Origin of the sequence: Variovorax sp. 3319 (genome assembly GCF_031456585.1) — a bacterium.
Taxonomy (GTDB): Bacteria; Pseudomonadota; Gammaproteobacteria; order Burkholderiales; family Burkholderiaceae_C; genus Variovorax; species Variovorax paradoxus_P.
The window spans coordinates 485,797-504,281 of sequence record NZ_JAVDUZ010000001.1 but is presented as its reverse complement, the minus strand read 5'-3'; the positions used below and the strand labels follow the sequence as shown (position 1 = coordinate 504,281).

The following is an 18,485-nucleotide window of genomic DNA, read 5'->3' as shown; positions in this document are numbered from 1 at the left end:
TTGTTGAGCCAGCGTGCCGGCCATTCCGGCCGGTCGAAGGCGCCCTTGGCTGTCGGAAATGAGCGCGGCCGACGCCGGCAACAGACATAAAAAAAGCCCCGCCGAAGCGGGGCTTTTTCAAGAGCGCAGGCTGTGCGCCGATAAGGCGGCAACTACGGCAGGCGCAACGACAGCAGCCGCTTCCGACTTGTACTCGTCGAGCTTGTCGAAGTTGAGGTACTGGTAGATCTGGGCGCTCGATGCGTCGAGCACGCCCGTTGCTGCCATGTACTCCTCGCGCGTCGGAATGCGGCCAAGGCGCGAGCAAATGGCGGCCAGTTCGGCCGAGCCGAGGTACACGTTGGTGTTCTTGCCGAGGCGGTTCGGGAAGTTGCGCGTGCTGGTCGACATGACCGTGGCGCCTTCGCGCACCTGCGCCTGGTTGCCCATGCACAGCGAGCAGCCCGGCATTTCAGTGCGCGCACCGGCATTGCCGAAGACGCCGTAGTGGCCTTCTTCGGTGAGCTGGTGTGCGTCCATCTTGGTGGGCGGTGCAATCCACAGCTTGACCGGAATGTCGCGCTTGCCTTCGAGCAGCTTCGACGCAGCGCGGAAGTGGCCGATATTGGTCATGCACGAGCCGATGAACACTTCGTCGATCTGCGCACCGGCCACGTCCGACAGCGTCCTGACGTCGTCGGGGTCGTTCGGGCAAGCCACGATCGGCTCATGGATATCGGCCAGGTCGATCTCGATGACGGCCGCGTAATCGGCGTCGTCGTCGCCCTTGAGCAGCTGCGGGTCCTTGAGCCAGGCTTCCTGCGCGGCAATGCGGCGTGCCAGCGTACGGGCGTCGGCGTAGCCCTCGGCAATCATCCACTTCATCAGCGTGATGTTGCTGTTGATGTATTCGATGATCGGTTCCTTGTTCAGGTGCACCGTGCAGCCGGCGGCCGAGCGTTCGGCCGAGGCGTCGCTCAGCTCGAAGGCTTGCTCCACCTTCAGGTCAGGCAGGCCTTCGATCTCGAGAATGCGGCCCGAGAAGATGTTCTTCTTGCCCTTCTTCTCGACCGTGAGCAGGCCGCTCTTGATCGCGTACAGCGGAATGGCGTTGACCAAGTCGCGCAGTGTGACGCCGGGCTGCATCTTGCCCTTGAAGCGCACGAGCACCGACTCGGGCATGTCCAGCGGCATCACGCCGGTGGCGGCCGCGAAGGCCACGAGGCCGGAGCCGGCCGGAAAGCTGATGCCAATGGGGAAGCGGGTGTGGCTGTCGCCACCCGTGCCCACGGTGTCGGGGGTGAGCAGGCGGTTGAGCCAGCTGTGGATCACGCCGTCGCCCGGACGCAGCGACACACCGCCGCGCGTGCTGATGAAGTCGGGCAGTTCGTGGTGCATCTTCACGTCCACCTTCTTGGGGTAGGCCGCGGTGTGGCAGAACGATTGCATGACGAGGTCCGCCGAGAAGCCCAGGCAGGCCAGGTCTTTCAGCTCGTCACGCGTCATCGGGCCGGTGGTGTCCTGCGAGCCGACCGAGGTCATCTTGGGTTCGCAGTAGGTGCCCGGGCGCACGCCCTGGCCTTCAGGCAGGCCGCAGGCGCGGCCGACCATCTTCTGTGCAAGCGAGAAGCCCTTCTTGGTGTCGACCGGGCTTTGCGGCAGGCGGAACAGCGTGGAAGCCGGCAGGCCCAGTGCTTCGCGCGCCTTGGCCGTGAGGCCGCGGCCGATGATCAGCGGAATGCGGCCGCCGGCGCGCACTTCGTCGAACAGCACGTCGCTCTTGACCTTGAACTCGGCAATGACCTTGCCGTCCTTCAGTGCCTTGCCTTCGTAGGGGCGCAGTTCGACCACGTCGCCCGTGTCCATCTGGCTCACGTCGAGTTCGATGGGCAACGCGCCCGCGTCTTCCATGGTGTTGTAGAAGATCGGAGCGATCTTGGTGCCCAGGCACACGCCGCCGAAACGCTTGTTGGGAATGAACGGAATGTCGTCGCCCGTGAACCAGAGCACCGAGTTGGTGGCCGACTTGCGGCTGGAGCCCGTGCCGACCACGTCGCCCACGTAGGCAACCTGGTGGCCCTTCTGCTTCAGCGATTCGATGAACTTGACCGGACCGCGCTTGCCGTCTTCTTCAGGCTCGAACGCCGTGCCTTCACGCTTGTTCTTGAGCATGGCCAGCGCGTGCATGGGGATGTCGGGGCGCGTGGTGGCATCGGGCGCGGGCGACAGGTCATCGGTGTTGGTTTCGCCGGGAACCTTGAAGACCGTGACGGTCAGGCTTTGCGGCACTTCGGGACGGCTGGTGAACCATTCGGCATCGGCCCAGCTTTGCAGCACGCCCTTGGCGTGGGTGTTGCCCTTGTCGGCTTTTTCCTTGACGTCGTGGAACTGGTCGAACATCAACAGGGTTTTCTTCAGGCCCTCGGCCGCCACGGCGCCAACTTCGGCGTCGTCGAGCAGGTCGATCATCGGGCTGATGTTGTAGCCGCCGAGCATGGTGCCGAGCAATTCGGTAGCGCGGGCGCGCGTGATGAACGCGTTCTTCTCGGTACCGTGGGCCACGGCCGCCAGGTAGCTCGCCTTGACCTTGGCCGCGTCGTCGACGCCGGCGGGCACGCGATAGGTGAGCAGATCGAGCAGGAAGGCACCGTCCTTGGCGTTCGCGCTCTTGAGGAGCTCGATGGCTTCGGCGGTTTGCTTTGCGCTCAATGGCAGCGGCGGAATGCCGAGCGCGGCGCGTTCGGCAACATGGTCAACGTAGGCTTGCAACATCTTCTTTTCTCCGGAAACTGGGCTGGCGGGCGTGCAGTGCGGCAAGCAAGAGCCGCGCCGCACCCCGTGTTTGGTACGATTACTTCTTGGCCGCGTCGGCGCCTTCGAACAGGCTCTTGGGCGGGTTCTTCTTCATTTCTTCGGCAAACGCGACCTGCTCGGCCGTCTGGCATTCGTCGGCAATGCGCAGGCCCGCCTTCTGGTTCATCAGCATCGACTTGTTGCCGAGCTGCAGCCACATGGCGCCGGCGCGGGGGTCTTCGAGGCGGATGGCGCCGGTGCGGCTTTCGACCGGGTGCATGCGGTACTTCAGGCCCTTGGTCGACACGTTGAAGAAGCCGGGCTTCTTCTCGTCGGCGGCCACGGTCACGTCGGCGCCGAGTTCGCATTGGGCCTTGCCAAGAGAAACGCGCTTGGCAACCTCGAGGTCGGCGTCGGTCAGCACGATGTTGGTTTCATCGGCAATGGGCGTCACTTCTTCGACGGCCTTGGCGGCCTTGCGGGTGACCTGCTTCTTGGGAGGAGCCTTCTTGGCTTCAGCCTTGGCGGCCGGCTTTGCAGCGGGGGTTTGCGCCGTGGCGGCAAACGGGAGCGCCAGGGCCAGGGCTGCGATCAGAGCGATTTTCTTCATGGGATGTTTCCTTGAGGCTGGATTCATAGGTTTCAGGAGGCCGCGAGTGCAAACCAGGCTTTTGCCTCTGGAGGCAACGCGCGCCCTGTTGCGTGGGCACGCGTCAGCACTTGCCAAAAATGGCGATAGCTCGCGCGGTCGTGCAATGTGCCATCAATTTGTGTCGGCGCCCAATTCGCGAGTGCGGCATTTGTAATGATTTTTGTGGCAATTTGAATCTGGGCCTCGTCCGGCGCAAATGCCTCAAGGATGGGGCGGATCTGATTCGGATGAATGCTCCACATGCGCGTGTAGCCGAATTCAGAGGCCGCCTTGCGGGCCGCCGTGCGCATGGCGTCGGTGTTGTTGAACTCTGTGACGACGCAGTGCGAAGGCACCTTGCCGTAGGCATGCGCAGCGGATGCAATGGCCAGCTTGGCACGCACAACCAGCGGATGCGTGAATTGGCCTGCTGCCCCCATGCCGTCGGCAGGAATGGCACCGGCATGAGCGGAAACGAAGTCCATCAGGCCGAAACTCAGCGATTGCACGCGCGGATGCGCCGCAATTTCAAACGCGTTATGAACGGCCAGCGGCGACTCGATGAGCACATGCAACGGCAATGCATCGGCATCGGCCGCTTCGAGCGCCGCCACGGCCTGCACCACGTCGGCCACAGACTCGACCTTGGGCACCATCAGGTGGCTGAGGCGGTGGCCGGCGCGCCCGGCAATGGTGATTACGTCGCCGGCGAACGCCGGGTGATCTACAGGATGAACGCGCACGCCGACGCGCATGCCCGGCTTTGCAGCGAGCGCCAGTTCAGTGACGAGCACGGCATGGTCGGCCTCGCCGCCGACAGGAGCGCCGTCTTCGCAGTCGAGAGTGACGTCGAACACGCAGGCGCCGAACTCTTCAGCCATTTCGGCCTGGAGCGCGAGGCTCTTCTTCATGCGAGCTTCGACGCCGCTGTAGTGGTCGCACACCGGCAGCGTCACGGCACCCGCCTGTGCGCCGAGCAGCACTTGAGCAGGATGGGCTGTGTTCGTCATGCCTTCTTCTGCGCCACGATGAACATGCGCGGAAAGGCGAGCAACCGCTTGCCGTCGGTATGCGCCGGATAGGCCTGGTCGACACGGCGCTCGTATTCGGCCAGATAGCTTGCGCGCAGCTCATCCGGCAGCCGGTCGACGAAAGGCTTCAGCCCCGTGCCGCGCACCCATTCGACGATGGCTGCAGCGTCGGCCATGGGGTGCTGGTAGATGGTGTGCCACACATCGACCTTGGCCGCTGCGGGCGCCAGCAGGTCGTAGTAGCCGCCGAGCGGCAGCAGCAGCGTGCGCATGCGGTCGGCGTCGCCGATGGGCTCGGCCCACGGCGCCTCGGAAGCCACTGCGCGCATGAGGCGGTGCGTGGGTTCCTGGCGGTTGTCGGGCATCTGGATGGCGAGCACGCCACCCGGGGCCAGCGCGGCAAAGAGGCGCGGGATCAATTTTTCGTGATCCGGCACCCACTGCAATGCTGCGTTGGCATAAATGAGGTTGGGCGCTTCTTGCGGCGCCCAGGTCGCAATGTCGCTCAACTCGAATTGCGCTTGCGGCAGGCGCTCGCGCGCGCTGCCCAGCATGGCTTCGGAGTTGTCGGTCCCGACGACGCGCGCCCTCGGGAACCGTTGAAACAGCAGCTCGGTGGAATTGCCCGGCCCGCAGCCAAGGTCGACCACACGGGCCGCCTCGGACAACGGCACCCGCGCCAGGAGCTCCTGTGCGGGTCGGGTGCGCTCGTCTTCGTAGCGACGATAGAGCGCGGGGTTCCAGTCGAGCATGCCGTTGCTGCGATTTGCAATTACAGGAGGTGAGCGACGCCCGCCTGCTCGCCCTGCAGCTCTTCCAGGGTCTTGTTGATGCGCTCCTGGCTGAATGCATCGATCTCCAGGCCTTCGACCAGCTTGTACTCTCCGTTTTCGCAGGTAACCGGGAAGCCGAACATCGTGTCCTTCGGAATGCCGTACTGGCCGTCCGACGGAATGCCCATGGTGACCCACTTGCCGTTGGTGCCCAGGGCCCAGTCGCGCATGTGGTCGATGGCGGCGTTGGCGGCCGAGGCAGCCGACGACAAACCGCGCGCTTCGATGATGGCCGCGCCGCGCTTGCCCACGGTGGGCAGGAAGGTGTTGGCGTTCCATTCCTGGTCGTTAATCATCTTGGCGACGCTCTCGCCATTGATGGTGGCAAAGCGGTAGTCGGCGTACATCGTGGGCGAGTGGTTGCCCCAAACGACGAGCTTCTCGATGTCGGCCACGGGCTTGCCGGTCTTGGCGGCGATCTGGCTGGCGGCGCGGTTGTGGTCCAGGCGCAGCATGGCGGTGAAGTTCTTGCGCGGCAGGTCGGGGGCGCTCTTCATGGCGATGTAGGCGTTGGTGTTGGCGGGGTTGCCGACCACCAGCACCTTCACGTTGCGGCTGGCAACGGCGTTGAGCGCCTTGCCCTGGGCCGTGAAGATGGCGCCGTTGACAGCCAGCAGCTCGGCGCGTTCCATGCCCGGGCCGCGCGGACGCGAGCCGACCAGGAGGGCGTAGTCGGCGTCCTTGAATGCGGTCATCGGGTCGCCATGGGCTTCCATGCCGGCGAGCAGCGGGAAAGCGCAGTCGTCGAGTTCCATCATCACGCCCTTGAGCGCCTTCTGGGCCTTTTCGTCGGGAATTTCGAGCAGTTGCAGGATGACCGGCTGGTCTTTGCCGAGCATTTCGCCCGACGCGATACGGAACAACAGGGCGTAACCGATTTGGCCGGCGGCACCGGTGACGGCAACGCGGACGGGTTTTTTGCTCATGGGAAGACTCCAGAAGATGATGAAAACGGTATCGGCGGGCGCGCTTGGCGCCGGTGTCCTGCAGGGCGGAAATCCTTCCCGCGGCGCAGGCCGGCCCGCATTTTAAGCCGAATCAATGTGACTCGTCTTATGTCTTATATAAGATATGCTCGGAGGTTCCGCCACGGCGCACTCCACCGCTGCCATGAATGCCACCGTCCTCGAAGACTCTGCGACGCCCTCCTTCAGTCCGCTCTACCAGCAGATCAAGACCTTGATCCTGCAGAGCCTGCAGGCCGGCGAGTGGAAGCCGGGCGAGCCGATTCCCAGCGAAATGGACCTTGCCGTGCGGTACCGCGTGAGCCAGGGCACCGTGCGCAAGGCCATCGACGAACTGGCCGCCGAAAACCTGGTGGTGCGGCGCCAGGGCAAGGGCACCTTCGTTGCCACGCACGCCGAGCAGCACGTGCAATACCGTTTTCTCAAGCTCGTGCCGGATGTCGGCACGCCAAGCACCGAAGGCCCCGCAGAGCGCACCATCGTCGATTGCCGCCGCCAGCGTGCTTCAGCCGACGTGGCGCGCGCGTTGGGCCTGCGCACGGGCGACGCGGTGCTGCAGGTGCGCCGCGTGCTTGCCTACGGCGGGGTGCCGACCATCCTCGAAGACCTGTGGCTCCCCGGCGCACCGTTCAAGGGCCTTACTGCCGAGCGGCTGCGAGCCTGGCCCGGGCCGATGTACGCGATGTTCGAAACCGAATTTGGCGTGCGCATGGTGCGCGCCGAAGAAAAAATCCGCGCGGTGCTGCCCGATGCAGAGCAGGCAGAACTGCTCGACGTGTCGCTGCAAATGCCCTTGCTCAGCGTGGAGCGGCTGGCCCACACGTACCACGACACGCCGATGGAATTGCGCCGCGGCCTGTATCGCACCGACACGCATCACTACCGGAACCAGCTCGGCTGAGATTGCGCGAAGATGAAACCACGATTGAACCGCATTGCTGCGCCAACGCGCCTTGCGCAGCACGCTCCGAAGTCAATAGCATCCGACTGCGGTACTGCGCCGACGCGGGCACCTCCGCCACGCAATGGTGCATTGCAATAGAATTTTGCGTTGTTTGCATTCCGCAGAAGAAACAAAAGCGTTCGCTATCAGAACAAGCCACCAAGCCACGAAAGCCTCCCCCAATGACAGAGCTTGCAACCCCTCCCCGGCCGCCGCGCCGCGAATTCCGGAACATCAATGCCTTTACCGATCTCACGACCTACCGGCTGCCGCCCGCAGGCATCGTGTCGATCCTGCACCGCGTGAGCGGTGTGCTCATGTTCCTGCTGATGCCGTTCATCATCTGGATGTTCGACACCTCGCTTTCATCCGACTATTCGTTCGTCAAGTTCAAGGCCGCATTCAACAGCGGCCTTGGTTTCGTTCCGGGCTGGTTCTTCAAGCTGGTTGCCCTTGCGCTGATCTGGGCCTACCTGCATCACTTCATCGCGGGCCTGCGCCACCTCTGGATGGACGTGAGCCACGCCGCCGTGACCAAGGAGTTCGGCCACACCTCTGCGCTCTTCACGCTGGGCGCAAGCATCATCCTCACGCTGGCGCTCGGCGCCAAGCTGTTCGGCCTGTACTGAGAAGGAGCCAACCATGTCTGTGAATTACGGCTCCAAGCGCATCGTCGTCGGCGCACATTACGGTTTGCGCGACTGGCTCAGCCAGCGCATCACGGGCGGCCTGATGGCGCTCTTCACGATCATCCTGCTCGCGCAACTGATCTTCACGCGTGGCCCGCTCGGCTACGACCTCTGGGCCGGCATCTTCGCCGCGCAGTGGATGAAGGTGCTGACCTTCTCCGTGATTGTTTCCCTGCTCTACCACGTGTGGGTGGGCATGCGCGACGTGTGGATGGACTACGTCCAGCCCGTCGGCATTCGCCTCGCCCTTCAAATTTTCACCATCGTCTGGCTTGTCGGTTGTGCGGGTTGGGCCATTCAAGTGCTTTGGAAGATCTGACCCCACCATGACCTACACAAAAGAACAAATCACCAAGCGCAAGTTCGACGTCGTGATCGTCGGTGCCGGCGGCTCCGGCATGCGCGCTTCGCTGCAGCTGGCCCGCGCCGGCCTGAACGTAGCGGTGCTCTCCAAGGTGTTTCCCACCCGTTCGCACACGGTCGCTGCCCAAGGCGGCGTGGGCGCGTCGCTCGGAAACATGAGCGAGGACAACTGGCACTACCACTTCTACGACACGATCAAGGGCTCCGACTGGCTCGGCGACCAGGACGCCATCGAGTTCATGTGCCGCGAAGCACCCAAGGTCGTGTACGAGCTCGAGCACTTCGGCATGCCGTTCGACCGCAATCCCGACGGCACGATCTACCAGCGCCCGTTCGGCGGCCACACGGCCAACTACGGCGAAAAGCCCGTGCAGCGCGCCTGCGCCGCGGCCGACCGTACCGGCCACGCCATGCTGCACACGCTCTACCAGAAGAACGTTGAAGCCCGCACCCAGTTCTTCGTCGAGTGGATGGCGCTCGACCTGATCCGCGACGCCGAAGGCGACGTGGTTGGCGTGACGGCCCTTGAGATGGAAACCGGCGACCTGCACATCCTGCAGGCCAAGACGGTGCTTCTGGCAACCGGCGGCGCGGGTCGCATCTTCCAGGCATCGACCAACGCCTTCATCAACACCGGCGACGGCCTGGGCATGGCCGCTCGCTCGGGCATTCCGCTGCAGGACATGGAGTTCTGGCAGTTCCACCCCACCGGCGTGGCCGGTGCCGGCGTGCTGCTGACCGAGGGCTGCCGCGGTGAAGGCGCCATCCTGCTCAACAGCAATGGCGAACGCTTCATGGAGCGCTATGCGCCCACGCTGAAAGACCTGGCACCGCGCGACTTCGTCTCGCGCTCGATGGACCAGGAAATCAAGGAAGGCCGTGGCTGCGGCCCCAACAAGGACTACGTGCTGCTGAAGCTCGACCACCTCGGTGCCGAGACCATCCACAAGCGCCTGCCCTCGGTGTACGAGATCGGCGTGAATTTCGCCAACGTCGACATCACCAAGGAACCGATTCCCGTGGTGCCGACCATCCACTATCAGATGGGCGGCATCCCGACCAACATCAACGGCCAGGTCGTGGTGCAGCAGGGCGACCAGAACAGCGCCGTGGTGAACGGTCTCTACGCGGTGGGCGAATGCTCCTGCGTGAGCGTGCACGGGGCCAATCGCCTGGGCACCAATTCGCTGCTCGACCTCTTGGTGTTCGGCCGTGCGGCCGGCAACCACATCGTCCAGTTCAACGACAAGCAAAAAGAGCACAAGCCGCTGCCGGCGGATGCCGCCGACCGCACGTTGGAGCGCCTGAACCGCCTCGAGGCAGCTACCGGCGGTGAATACGCTCAAGACGTGGCCGGCGAAATCCGCGCCGTCATGCAGCAGCACGCCGCAGTGTTCCGCAAACAGGCTTCCATGGACGAAGGCGTGGTCAAGATCGCGGCCGTGCGCGAGCGCGTCAACGCCATCGGCCTGAAGGACAAGTCCAAGGTGTTCAACACCGCGCGCATCGAAGCGCTCGAAGTCGACAACCTGATCGAAGTGGCGCAAGCCACGATGGTTTCGGCTGCCGCCCGCAAGGAATGCCGCGGCGCCCACACGGTGGAAGACTACGAGCGTCCGTCGGACGACCCGGTTGCACCGCTCGGCCGCGACGATGCCAACTGGATGAAGCACACGCTCTGGTACAGCCAGGACAACCGACTCTCCTACAAGCCGGTCAACCTCAAGCCGCTGACGGTCGACTCCGTTCCTCCCAAGGTCCGTACGTTCTAAACAAGAACAACATCACAAGGTTTCACGATGAAGCGCACATTCCAGATCTACCGCTACGACCCGGACAAGGACGCCAAGCCCTACATGCAGACCATCGAGATCGAACTCGACGGCCATGAGCGCATGCTGCTCGACGCCCTGATGAAGCTCAAGGCGCAAGATCCCACGCTGTCGTTCCGCCGCTCGTGCCGCGAAGGCGTTTGCGGCTCCGACGCCATGAACATCAACGGCAAGAACGGCCTCGCCTGCCTGACCAACATGCTCACGCTCAAGGGCACGATCGTGTTGAAGCCGCTGCCGGGCCTGCCCGTGATCCGCGACCTGATCGTGGACATGACGCAGTTCTTCAAGCAGTACAACTCGATCAAGCCGTACCTGCAGAACGACAACGTGCCGCCCGAGAAGGAGCGCCTGCAGTCGCCCGAAGAGCGCGACGAGCTCAACGGCCTGTACGAGTGCATTCTGTGCGCGAGCTGCTCCACGAGCTGCCCGAGCTTCTGGTGGAACCCCGACAAGTTCGTGGGTCCGGCAGGCCTGCTGCAGGCCTACCGCTTCATTGCCGACAGCCGCGACGAAGCCACCGCCGAGCGCCTGGACAACCTCGAAGACCCGTACCGCCTGTTCCGCTGCCACACGATCATGAACTGCGTGGACGTGTGCCCGAAGAACCTGAACCCGACCAAGGCGATCGGCAAGATCAAGGAACTGATGGTGCGCCGCGCCATCTGATCCTTTTCCGAGAGAAACAATGCAAACCGCCGCCGAACTCGCACAGCCTCTCAGCGAACGTGCGCTGAGCAAGCTGAAATGGCGCTGCCGGCGCGGTCTGCTCGAGAACGACCTGTTCATCGCGCGCTTCTTCGAGCGGCACGAGTCGCACATGACCGTCGGCCAGGCGGGAGCGATGGAGACATTGATGGACCTGTCGGACAACGACCTCCTCGATCTTCTGCTGAGAAGAAAGGAGCCCGAGCCCGGATGGGCCGGGGCCGAGGTGGTCGAGTTGCTCCAGCTGATGCGCACCGACGGTGCACAGCGTCCCGAGACCTCCGTTTCCGCCTCCGTTTCCTCTTCGCCTTCCTGAATACTCTCTGAAAGAACCCGAAATGAAAGCTTCCGATACCAAGGCCACGCTGTCGTTCAGCAATGGCGGCGACAGCGTCGAACTGCCGATCTACAAGGGCACCGTGGGCCCGGACGTGATCGACATCCGCAAGCTGTATGCGCAGACCGGCATGTTCACCTATGACCCGGGTTTCATGTCGACCGCCGCATGCCAGTCGGCCATCACGTACATCGACGGCGACAAGGGCGAACTGCTGTACCGCGGCTACCCCATCGAGCAGCTCGCAACCAACTGCGATTTCCTTGAAACCTGCCACCTGCTGCTCTACGGAGAGCTGCCCGACCAGGCCAAGAAGACCAACTTCACCAAGCTCGTGACCAACCACACGATGGTCAACGAGCAGATGCAGTTCTTCCTGCGCGGCTTCCGCCGCGATGCGCACCCGATGGCCATCATGACCGGCCTGGTGGGCGCCCTGTCGGCCTTCTATCACGACAGCACGGACATCAACAATCCCGAGCACCGCGAGATCGCCGCGATCCGCCTGATCGCGAAGATGCCCACGCTCGTGGCCATGGCCTACAAGTACACGATCGGCCAGCCGTACATGTACCCGAAGAACGACCTGAGCTACGCGGGCAACTTCCTGCACATGATGTTTGCCACGCCGTGCGAAGAGTACAAGGTGAACCCGGTGCTCGAGCGCGCGCTCGACCGCATCTTCATCCTGCACGCAGACCACGAGCAGAACGCATCGACCTCGACCGTGCGCCTGTGCGGCTCGTCGGGCACCAATCCCTTCGCAGCCATCGCGGCCGGCGTGGCCTGTCTCTGGGGCCCTGCCCACGGCGGTGCCAACGAAGCGGCGCTCAACATGCTGTACGACATCCAGAAGGAAGGCGGCGTGGAGAAGATCGGCGAGTTCATCAAGAAGGTGAAGGACAAGAACTCGAACGTCAAGCTCATGGGCTTTGGCCACCGCGTGTACAAGAACTACGACCCGCGCGCCAAGCTGATGCAGGAGACCTGCAACGAAGTGCTGACCGAGCTGGGCCTGGAAAACGATCCGCTCTTCAAGCTGGCCAAGGAACTGGAAAAGATTGCCCTCGAAGACGAATACTTCGTCTCGCGCAAGCTCTATCCAAACGTCGACTTCTACTCGGGCATCGTTCAGCGCGCCATTGGCATTCCGGTGCCGCTGTTCACCGCAATCTTCGCGCTGGCCCGCACGGTTGGCTGGATTGCCCAACTGAACGAAATGATCGGCGACCCGGAGTACAAGATCGGCCGCCCGCGCCAGCTGTTCGAAGGCTCGCCCAAGCGCGACGTGCAACCCATCGGCAAGCGCTGAGCTCGCTGAAGGCGGCACTCTCGCTCACTGCGGAAAGCTGCCTTCGGGCAGCTTTTTTGCGTCTTGGCTGACAGGATTTGCAATTGGGCGTCGGTACGTTGTGCATCGGAGGTCCGGGATCGGGCCGCCTTTTTCAACGACTTCAGGAGATCCGTCATGAAGAAAATTGCCGCGCTGATTACCGTCGCCTTCGCTTTTGCCGTACCCCTCTCCGGCTGCAACACCTTCCGGGGTGCCGGCCAGGACATCCAAAAGGGCGGCGAAAAAGTAGAAGACGCCGCCAAGAAGCGCCAGTAAGGCACCGCTCCAGGGTCTTCCGAGACCTCCCCAGGCGCATTCGGCGGCTCACCTCGCTGTACGCGCTCTGGCGCACGCCCCGTCCCTTCGCCTGCAAAGGCGAGGCGCGGGGCGTTTTACCGTGTGCGGCGCAGCAAAAGCCCATGGGCGTTCGGGCTCGGCCGGCGTAGCTCCTCGCCTCAGGGCAACAAACCCATCTCAGATGACGATGGCAAGTTGAACAAAACCCAGAGAAAATGGCGAACTCATCGCCAGATGCGATGCCCAACGCCCCATGAGCACTTCAGAACGCAATTTCGCCCGACGCATCGACCTCACGTCGCTGCAGTTGTTCGTGGCCGTTTGCGAGCTTGGGAGTATCGGGCGGGCTGCGGAACGCGAATTCATCGCGGCGTCGGCCATCAGCAAGCGGCTGTCCGACCTTGAAGCCACCCTGGGCACCACCCTTCTCTATCGCCATGCGCGCGGGGTCGATCTTTCGCCCGCGGGCGAAAGCCTGCTGCACCATGCGCGCTCGGTGCTTTACAGCCTCGAGAAGATGCAGGGCGAACTCAGCGAATACGCCGAGGGCGTGCGTGGCCATGTGCGGGTGCACGCCAACATCTCAGCCATCGTGCAGTTTCTTCCTGAAGACCTCGGCGCCTTCACGCGCGAGCACGACGCGATCAAGATCGATCTCGAAGAGCACCTGAGCAACGAAGTGGTGCGCGCGGTGCAGGAAGGCGCCGCCGACCTAGGTATTTGCCATATTCCCGACGGCACGAACGAATTGCAGACGCTGCCCTACCGCCACGACCGGCTCGTGCTGATCGTGCCCGCCGGGCACCCGCTTGCCACGCAAGAGCCCATCGATTTCGCAGCCTCGCTCGATTTCGACCACGTGGGCCTGCACACAAACAGCTCGATCTACGTCGCCATGCACCAGGCGGCGGTCGAAGCCGGCCGCAGCGTCAAGTTGCGCATCCATGTGACCGGCCTTGACGCCATGTGCCGCATGATCGACAACGGCCTGGGCGTTGGCGTAATGCCGCAGCGCGCATTCGATCTGCTGCAGGCGGGCATTGGCAGCCGTCTTCGCAGCGTGGCGCTCAACGACGCTTGGTCGAACCGCGAGATCCGCCTGGTAGCGCGCGACTTCTCCACGCTGCCGGTGGCCGCGCGCACACTGGTCAATCACCTGCATACGCCGGCGGCCGCCCGCGACGCCGCCGAGCCGCTCGCCGCATAGAAACCCAAGACAATTCACCTCCCCACGAAAGACAAGAGACCGACATGGCACGCACGCTCTACGACAAGATCTGGGACGAACACGTCGTCCATACCGAGGAAGACGGCACCGCCATCCTCTACATCGATCGCCACCTGGTGCACGAAGTCACCAGCCCGCAGGCCTTCGAGGGGCTGCGCGAAGCCGGCCGCAAGCTGTGGCGCATCAGCTCGGTGGTGGCCACTGCCGACCACAACACGCCCACCACGGGCTGGGAGCGCGGTTACGAAGGCATCGCCGACCCCACAAGCAAGGAGCAGGTCACCACGCTCGACAAGAACATCGCGGAGTTCGGCGCCGCGGCGTTCTTTCCGTTCCTGAGCAAGCGCCAGGGCATCGTGCACGTGATCGGGCCTGAATCGGGCGCCACGCTGCCCGGCATGACCGTGGTCTGCGGCGACTCGCACACCTCCACGCACGGCGCATTCGGCGCGCTGGCGCACGGCATTGGTACCAGCGAGGTCGAGCACGTGATGGCCACGCAAACGCTGCTCGGCAAGAAGGCGAAGAACATGCTGGTGAAGGTCGAAGGCAAGCTGCCGTTCGGCTGCACGGCCAAGGACATCGTGCTTGCGATCATCGGCAAGATCGGTACGGCGGGTGGCACGGGCTACACCATCGAATTCGCGGGCTCTGCCATTCGCGACCTGAGCATGGAAGGCCGCATGACGGTCTGCAACATGGCCATCGAGGCGGGCGCGCGCGCGGGACTCGTGGCGGTCGACGAAAAGACCATCAACTACATCAAGGGCCGCCCGCTCGCTCCTGCGGGCGTCGAGTGGGAGCAGGCCGTGGCCTACTGGCGCACGCTGCAGTCCGACCCCGACGCGAAGTTCGACGCCGTGGTCGAACTCGACGCGACGCAGATCCAGCCGCAGGTGACCTGGGGCACGTCGCCCGAAATGGTGGTCGACATCAATGGCCGCGTGCCCGATCCCGACAAGGAAAAAGACGCCAGCAAGCGCGGCGCCATCGAACGCGCGCTGGTCTACATGGGCCTGGAGCCCAACAAGGCGATGAACGACATCTTCATCGACAAGGTGTTCATCGGCTCTTGCACCAACAGCCGCATCGAGGACATGCGCGAAGCCGCTGCCGTGGTGAAGAAGCTCGGGCAGAAGGTTGCGAAGAACGTGAAGCTCGCAATGGTGGTTCCGGGCTCTGGCGTGGTGAAGGAACAGGCCGAGCGCGAAGGCCTCGACGTGATCTTCAAGGCTGCGGGCTTCGAGTGGCGCGAGCCCGGATGCTCGATGTGCCTGGCCATGAATGCCGACCGCCTGGAGCCCGGCGAGCGCTGCGCATCGACCAGCAACCGCAACTTCGAAGGCCGCCAGGGTGCCGGTGGCCGCACCCACTTGGTGAGCCCTGCCATGGCCGCCGCTGCCGCGGTGCACGGCCACTTTGTCGACGTTCGCACCTTCGCCTGAGCAAAAAAAAGACAAGAGAGATTCACATGCAGAAATTCACCGTGCACAAGGGCCTTGTCGCCCCGATGGACCGCGAGAACGTCGACACCGACGCGATCATTCCGAAGCAGTTCCTCAAGTCGATCAAGCGCACCGGCTTTGGCCAGAACCTGTTCGACGAGTGGCGCTATCTGGACGCCGGCTTTCCGGGCCAGGACCCGGCCAGCCGCAAGCCGAACCCGGACTTCGTGCTGAACCAGCCCCGCTACGCCGGCGCATCGATTCTTTTGGCGCGCAAGAACTTCGGCTGCGGTTCGTCGCGCGAACATGCGCCGTGGGCGCTCGACCAATACGGCTTTCGCGCGATTATTGCGCCGAGCTATGCCGACATCTTCTTCAACAACAGCTTCAAGAACGGCCTGCTGCCGATCGTGCTGCCCGAAGCGCAGGTGGCGCAGCTCTTCGACGAGACATTTGCCTTCCCCGGGTACACGCTGACCATCGACCTGGAGCGCCAGGTGGTCGTGAAGCCCGATGGCGGCGAATTCGCTTTCGACGTGCAGGCCTTCCGCAAGTATTGCCTCGTCAACGGACTGGACGACATCGGCCTGACGCTGCGCCACAAGGACAAGATCAAGGCCTTCGAAGCCGAGCGGCTGGCGCAGAAGCCTTGGCTCGCGCACACGATGATCGCCTGAAGCTTCGCATCTCCAAATTTCAAACCTCAGACCAACTTATGAAAATCGCAGTTCTCCCGGGTGACGGCATCGGCACCGAAATCGTGGCCGAGGCCATCCGCGTGCTCGACGCGCTCGACCTCTCGTTCGAAATGGAAACTGCGCTGGTCGGCGGCGCGGCCTACGAGGCGCATGGCCATCCGCTCCCCGAGTCGACACTCAAGCTCGCGAAAGAAGCGGACGCGGTGCTGTTCGGCGCGGTCGGCGACTGGAAATACGACAAGCTCGACCGCCCGCTGCGCCCCGAACAGGCCATTCTCGGCCTGCGCAAGAACCTTGGCCTGTTCGCCAATTTCCGCCCGGCCATCTGCTACGAGCAACTGGTGGACGCATCGAGCCTCAAGCCCGAACTCATCGCCGGCCTGGACATCCTCATCATTCGCGAGCTGACAGGCGACATCTACTTCGGCCAGCCGCGCGGCCGCCGCACCGCTGTGGACGGGCACTTTCCGGGTGCTGAAGAAGCCTTCGACACGATGCGCTATTCGCGCCCCGAGATCGAGCGCATCGCCCGCGTGGCCTTCGAAGCCGCCCGCAAACGCAACAAGCGCGTGACCAGTGTCGACAAGGCCAACGTGCTCGAAACCTTCCAGTTCTGGAAGGACGTGGTGACCGAGGTGCACAAGGACTATCCGGACATCGAACTGGACCACATGTACGTCGACAACGCGGCCATGCAGCTGGTAAAGGCGCCCAAGAAGTTCGACGTGATCGTCACCGGCAACATGTTCGGCGACATCCTCTCGGACGAGGCGGCCATGCTCACCGGCTCCATCGGCATGCTGCCCTCGGCGTCGCTCAATTCGAGCAACCAGGGCCTGTACGAGCCCAGCCACGGCAGCGCCCCCGACATTGCCGGCAAAGGGGTTGCCAATCCTTTGGCTACAATACTGTCCGCTGCCATGATGCTCCGCTTTTCACTCAACCAAGCCGAAGCTGCCGACCGTATCGAGTCGGCAGTCAAGCATGTGCTCGCCTCGGGGCTGCGCACGGGTGACATCTGGTCTGAAGGTACGAAGCGCGTCGGTACCCGTGAGATGGGCGACGCGGTTGTTGCAGCAATCACCAAAAAGACGATTACCGGCTAACCGCAGCCCGCTTCGTCACGCCCCTCCCCGGCTCGACGAGTCGGGGGCAAAAAAGACAATTTCTTTCTTTTTCACAAGGGCAAACTGAAATGGCGAACGCATCTCAACCTCTGGTCGGCCTCGTAGGCTGGCGTGGCATGGTCGGCTCGGTCCTCATGGACCGCATGGAGGCCGAAGGCGACTTCGGGCTCATCGAGCCGCTGTTCTTCTCGACCTCCAATGCCGGCGGCAAGGCCCCGGCAATGGCCAAGAACGAAACCGCGCTGAAGGATGCGAACGACATCGACGCACTGAAGAAGTGCGACATCATCATCACCTGCCAGGGCGGCGACTACACCAGCGAGGTGTTCCCCAAGCTGCGGGCCGCAGGCTGGAGCGGCCACTGGATCGACGCCGCTTCCACGCTGCGCATGAACAACGACGCGGTCATTGTGCTCGACCCGGTCAACCTGCCGGTGATCCAGAACGCGCTCACCAACGGCGGCAAGAACTGGATCGGCGGAAACTGCACCGTGAGCTGCATGCTCATGGGCGTGGGCGCCCTCTACAAGGCTGGCCTGGTCGAATGGATGACCAGCATGACCTACCAGGCGGCTTCGGGCGGCGGAGCGCAGCACATGCGCGAACTGCTGACGCAGTTTGGCACCCTGAACGCCGAGGTGCGCGCCCTGCTGGACGACCCGAAGTCTGCCATTCTCGAAATCGACCGCAAGGTGCTGCACAAGCAGCAGAACCTGGGCGCAGCCGAAACCGCCAATTTCGGCGCCCCGCTCGGCGGCTCGCTGATTCCCTGGATCGACAAGGACCTGGGCGACGGCATGTCCAAGGAAGAGTGGAAGGCCGGCGCCGAAACCAACAAGATCCTGGGCCAGGGCGCGGGCTTTGGCACCGCCGCCGTCCCGGTCGACGGCTTTTGCGTGCGCATCGGTGCCATGCGCTGCCACAGCCAGGCATTGACCTTCAAGCTCAAGAAGGACGTGCCCCTGGCGGACATCGAAGCCATGATCGCAGCCGACAACCAATGGGCGAAGGTTGTGCCCAACACCCGCGAGGCTACCCTCAAGGACCTGACGCCTGTTGCCGTAACGGGCACCATGGGCATTCCTGTGGGCCGCATCCGCAAGCTTGCAATGGGCCCTGAATATGTCGGCGCTTTCACAATCGGCGACCAGCTGTTGTGGGGCGCGGCCGAACCGCTGCGCCGCATGCTGCGCATCTTGCTTGAGGCTTGATGGGGGCGCGCCGGCTCACCCAAAGCCCAAAATGTTGCTCCA

At 63.5% G+C, this 18,485-nt stretch carries 18 protein-coding genes; 13 read left to right on the top strand and 5 right to left on the bottom strand.

Features of this window, described 5'->3' with window-relative positions:
• Positions 1-117: 117 nt before the first annotated feature.
• The 5 genes from J2X67_RS02425 to J2X67_RS02405 all read right to left on the bottom strand — a co-directional run bounded on the left by J2X67_RS02425 (position 118) and on the right by J2X67_RS02405 (position 6,193).
• Complete coding sequence (locus J2X67_RS02425) at positions 118-2,751, bottom strand: bifunctional aconitate hydratase 2/2-methylisocitrate dehydratase (RefSeq protein WP_309950177.1); 2,634 nt, start codon at positions 2,749-2,751, stop codon at positions 118-120.
• A gap of 79 nt (positions 2,752-2,830) precedes the next feature.
• Positions 2,831-3,382, bottom strand: coding sequence for a hypothetical protein (locus tag J2X67_RS02420; protein ID WP_309950175.1), 552 nt, complete (start codon positions 3,380-3,382; stop codon positions 2,831-2,833).
• Between the two features lie 32 nt (positions 3,383-3,414).
• Positions 3,415-4,413 (bottom strand): aldolase/citrate lyase family protein, encoded by a 999-nt coding sequence (locus J2X67_RS02415; RefSeq protein WP_309950173.1) that lies wholly within the window; start codon positions 4,411-4,413, stop codon positions 3,415-3,417.
• On the bottom strand, positions 4,410-5,186 hold the full coding sequence (gene tam, locus J2X67_RS02410; RefSeq protein ID WP_309950171.1) for a trans-aconitate 2-methyltransferase: 777 nt from the start codon (positions 5,184-5,186) through the stop codon (positions 4,410-4,412). The genes J2X67_RS02415 and tam overlap by 4 nt, the downstream gene beginning before the upstream one ends.
• A gap of 20 nt (positions 5,187-5,206) precedes the next feature.
• Positions 5,207-6,193 (bottom strand): malate dehydrogenase, encoded by a 987-nt coding sequence (locus J2X67_RS02405; RefSeq protein WP_309950168.1) that lies wholly within the window; start codon positions 6,191-6,193, stop codon positions 5,207-5,209.
• A gap of 184 nt (positions 6,194-6,377) precedes the next feature.
• Here J2X67_RS02405 and J2X67_RS02400 point away from each other — a divergent pair, with 184 nt between their 5' ends.
• From J2X67_RS02400 to asd, 13 genes are all read left to right on the top strand, one after another.
• Entirely contained in the window at positions 6,378-7,133 is a 756-nt protein-coding gene (locus tag J2X67_RS02400; protein WP_309950166.1) for a GntR family transcriptional regulator, read from the top strand.
• Positions 7,134-7,357: 224 nt separating this feature from the next.
• Positions 7,358-7,804: a succinate dehydrogenase, cytochrome b556 subunit gene (gene sdhC / locus J2X67_RS02395; protein WP_309950164.1), complete on the top strand. Its 447-nt coding sequence runs from the start codon at positions 7,358-7,360 to the stop codon at positions 7,802-7,804.
• 13 nt (positions 7,805-7,817) lie between these two features.
• Positions 7,818-8,183: a succinate dehydrogenase, hydrophobic membrane anchor protein gene (sdhD, locus tag J2X67_RS02390; protein ID WP_055804289.1), complete on the top strand. Its 366-nt coding sequence runs from the start codon at positions 7,818-7,820 to the stop codon at positions 8,181-8,183.
• 7 nt (positions 8,184-8,190) lie between these two features.
• On the top strand, positions 8,191-9,999 hold the full coding sequence (gene sdhA / locus J2X67_RS02385) for a succinate dehydrogenase flavoprotein subunit (protein WP_309950162.1): 1,809 nt from the start codon (positions 8,191-8,193) through the stop codon (positions 9,997-9,999).
• A 27-nt stretch (positions 10,000-10,026) separates the two neighbouring features.
• Positions 10,027-10,728 (top strand): succinate dehydrogenase iron-sulfur subunit, encoded by a 702-nt coding sequence (locus J2X67_RS02380; protein WP_055804283.1) that lies wholly within the window; start codon positions 10,027-10,029, stop codon positions 10,726-10,728.
• Positions 10,729-10,747: 19 nt separating this feature from the next.
• On the top strand, positions 10,748-11,083 hold the full coding sequence (locus J2X67_RS02375) for a succinate dehydrogenase assembly factor 2 (RefSeq protein WP_309950159.1): 336 nt from the start codon (positions 10,748-10,750) through the stop codon (positions 11,081-11,083).
• 22 nt (positions 11,084-11,105) lie between these two features.
• Positions 11,106-12,416, top strand: a complete 1,311-nt coding sequence (gltA, locus tag J2X67_RS02370; protein ID WP_126745779.1) for a citrate synthase — start codon at positions 11,106-11,108, stop codon at positions 12,414-12,416.
• Between the two features lie 156 nt (positions 12,417-12,572).
• Positions 12,573-12,713 carry an entericidin A/B family lipoprotein gene (locus J2X67_RS02365; protein ID WP_281149605.1) on the top strand — a complete coding sequence of 47 codons (141 nt, stop codon included), beginning with the start codon at positions 12,573-12,575 and terminating at the stop codon, positions 12,711-12,713.
• A gap of 274 nt (positions 12,714-12,987) precedes the next feature.
• A complete protein-coding gene (locus tag J2X67_RS02360) occupies positions 12,988-13,941 on the top strand; it encodes a LysR family transcriptional regulator (protein WP_309950156.1) in 954 nt (317 codons plus the stop codon).
• A gap of 44 nt (positions 13,942-13,985) precedes the next feature.
• Complete coding sequence (gene leuC / locus J2X67_RS02355) at positions 13,986-15,407, top strand: 3-isopropylmalate dehydratase large subunit (RefSeq protein WP_309950154.1); 1,422 nt, start codon at positions 13,986-13,988, stop codon at positions 15,405-15,407.
• A gap of 26 nt (positions 15,408-15,433) precedes the next feature.
• On the top strand, positions 15,434-16,084 hold the full coding sequence (leuD, locus tag J2X67_RS02350; protein WP_309950152.1) for a 3-isopropylmalate dehydratase small subunit: 651 nt from the start codon (positions 15,434-15,436) through the stop codon (positions 16,082-16,084).
• Between the two features lie 38 nt (positions 16,085-16,122).
• A complete protein-coding gene (leuB, locus tag J2X67_RS02345; protein WP_309950150.1) occupies positions 16,123-17,211 on the top strand; it encodes a 3-isopropylmalate dehydrogenase in 1,089 nt (362 codons plus the stop codon).
• Between the two features lie 89 nt (positions 17,212-17,300).
• On the top strand, positions 17,301-18,443 hold the full coding sequence (gene asd / locus J2X67_RS02340; RefSeq protein WP_309950146.1) for an aspartate-semialdehyde dehydrogenase: 1,143 nt from the start codon (positions 17,301-17,303) through the stop codon (positions 18,441-18,443).
• Positions 18,444-18,485 lie beyond the last annotated feature (42 nt).

Coding starts and splice junctions, on each gene's coding strand:
- J2X67_RS02425 (WP_309950177.1), bottom strand. CDS start 2,751: ATGTTGCAAGCCTACGTTGACCATGTTGCCGAACGCGCCGCGCTCGGC.
- J2X67_RS02420 (WP_309950175.1), bottom strand. CDS start 3,382: ATGAAGAAAATCGCTCTGATCGCAGCCCTGGCCCTGGCGCTCCCGTTT.
- J2X67_RS02415 (WP_309950173.1), bottom strand. CDS start 4,413: ATGACGAACACAGCCCATCCTGCTCAAGTGCTGCTCGGCGCACAGGCG.
- tam (WP_309950171.1), bottom strand. CDS start 5,186: ATGCTCGACTGGAACCCCGCGCTCTATCGTCGCTACGAAGACGAGCGC.
- J2X67_RS02405 (WP_309950168.1), bottom strand. CDS start 6,193: ATGAGCAAAAAACCCGTCCGCGTTGCCGTCACCGGTGCCGCCGGCCAA.
- J2X67_RS02400 (WP_309950166.1), top strand. CDS start 6,378: ATGAATGCCACCGTCCTCGAAGACTCTGCGACGCCCTCCTTCAGTCCG.
- sdhC (WP_309950164.1), top strand. CDS start 7,358: ATGACAGAGCTTGCAACCCCTCCCCGGCCGCCGCGCCGCGAATTCCGG.
- sdhD (WP_055804289.1), top strand. CDS start 7,818: ATGTCTGTGAATTACGGCTCCAAGCGCATCGTCGTCGGCGCACATTAC.
- sdhA (WP_309950162.1), top strand. CDS start 8,191: ATGACCTACACAAAAGAACAAATCACCAAGCGCAAGTTCGACGTCGTG.
- J2X67_RS02380 (WP_055804283.1), top strand. CDS start 10,027: ATGAAGCGCACATTCCAGATCTACCGCTACGACCCGGACAAGGACGCC.
- J2X67_RS02375 (WP_309950159.1), top strand. CDS start 10,748: ATGCAAACCGCCGCCGAACTCGCACAGCCTCTCAGCGAACGTGCGCTG.
- gltA (WP_126745779.1), top strand. CDS start 11,106: ATGAAAGCTTCCGATACCAAGGCCACGCTGTCGTTCAGCAATGGCGGC.
- J2X67_RS02365 (WP_281149605.1), top strand. CDS start 12,573: ATGAAGAAAATTGCCGCGCTGATTACCGTCGCCTTCGCTTTTGCCGTA.
- J2X67_RS02360 (WP_309950156.1), top strand. CDS start 12,988: ATGAGCACTTCAGAACGCAATTTCGCCCGACGCATCGACCTCACGTCG.
- leuC (WP_309950154.1), top strand. CDS start 13,986: ATGGCACGCACGCTCTACGACAAGATCTGGGACGAACACGTCGTCCAT.
- leuD (WP_309950152.1), top strand. CDS start 15,434: ATGCAGAAATTCACCGTGCACAAGGGCCTTGTCGCCCCGATGGACCGC.
- leuB (WP_309950150.1), top strand. CDS start 16,123: ATGAAAATCGCAGTTCTCCCGGGTGACGGCATCGGCACCGAAATCGTG.
- asd (WP_309950146.1), top strand. CDS start 17,301: ATGGCGAACGCATCTCAACCTCTGGTCGGCCTCGTAGGCTGGCGTGGC.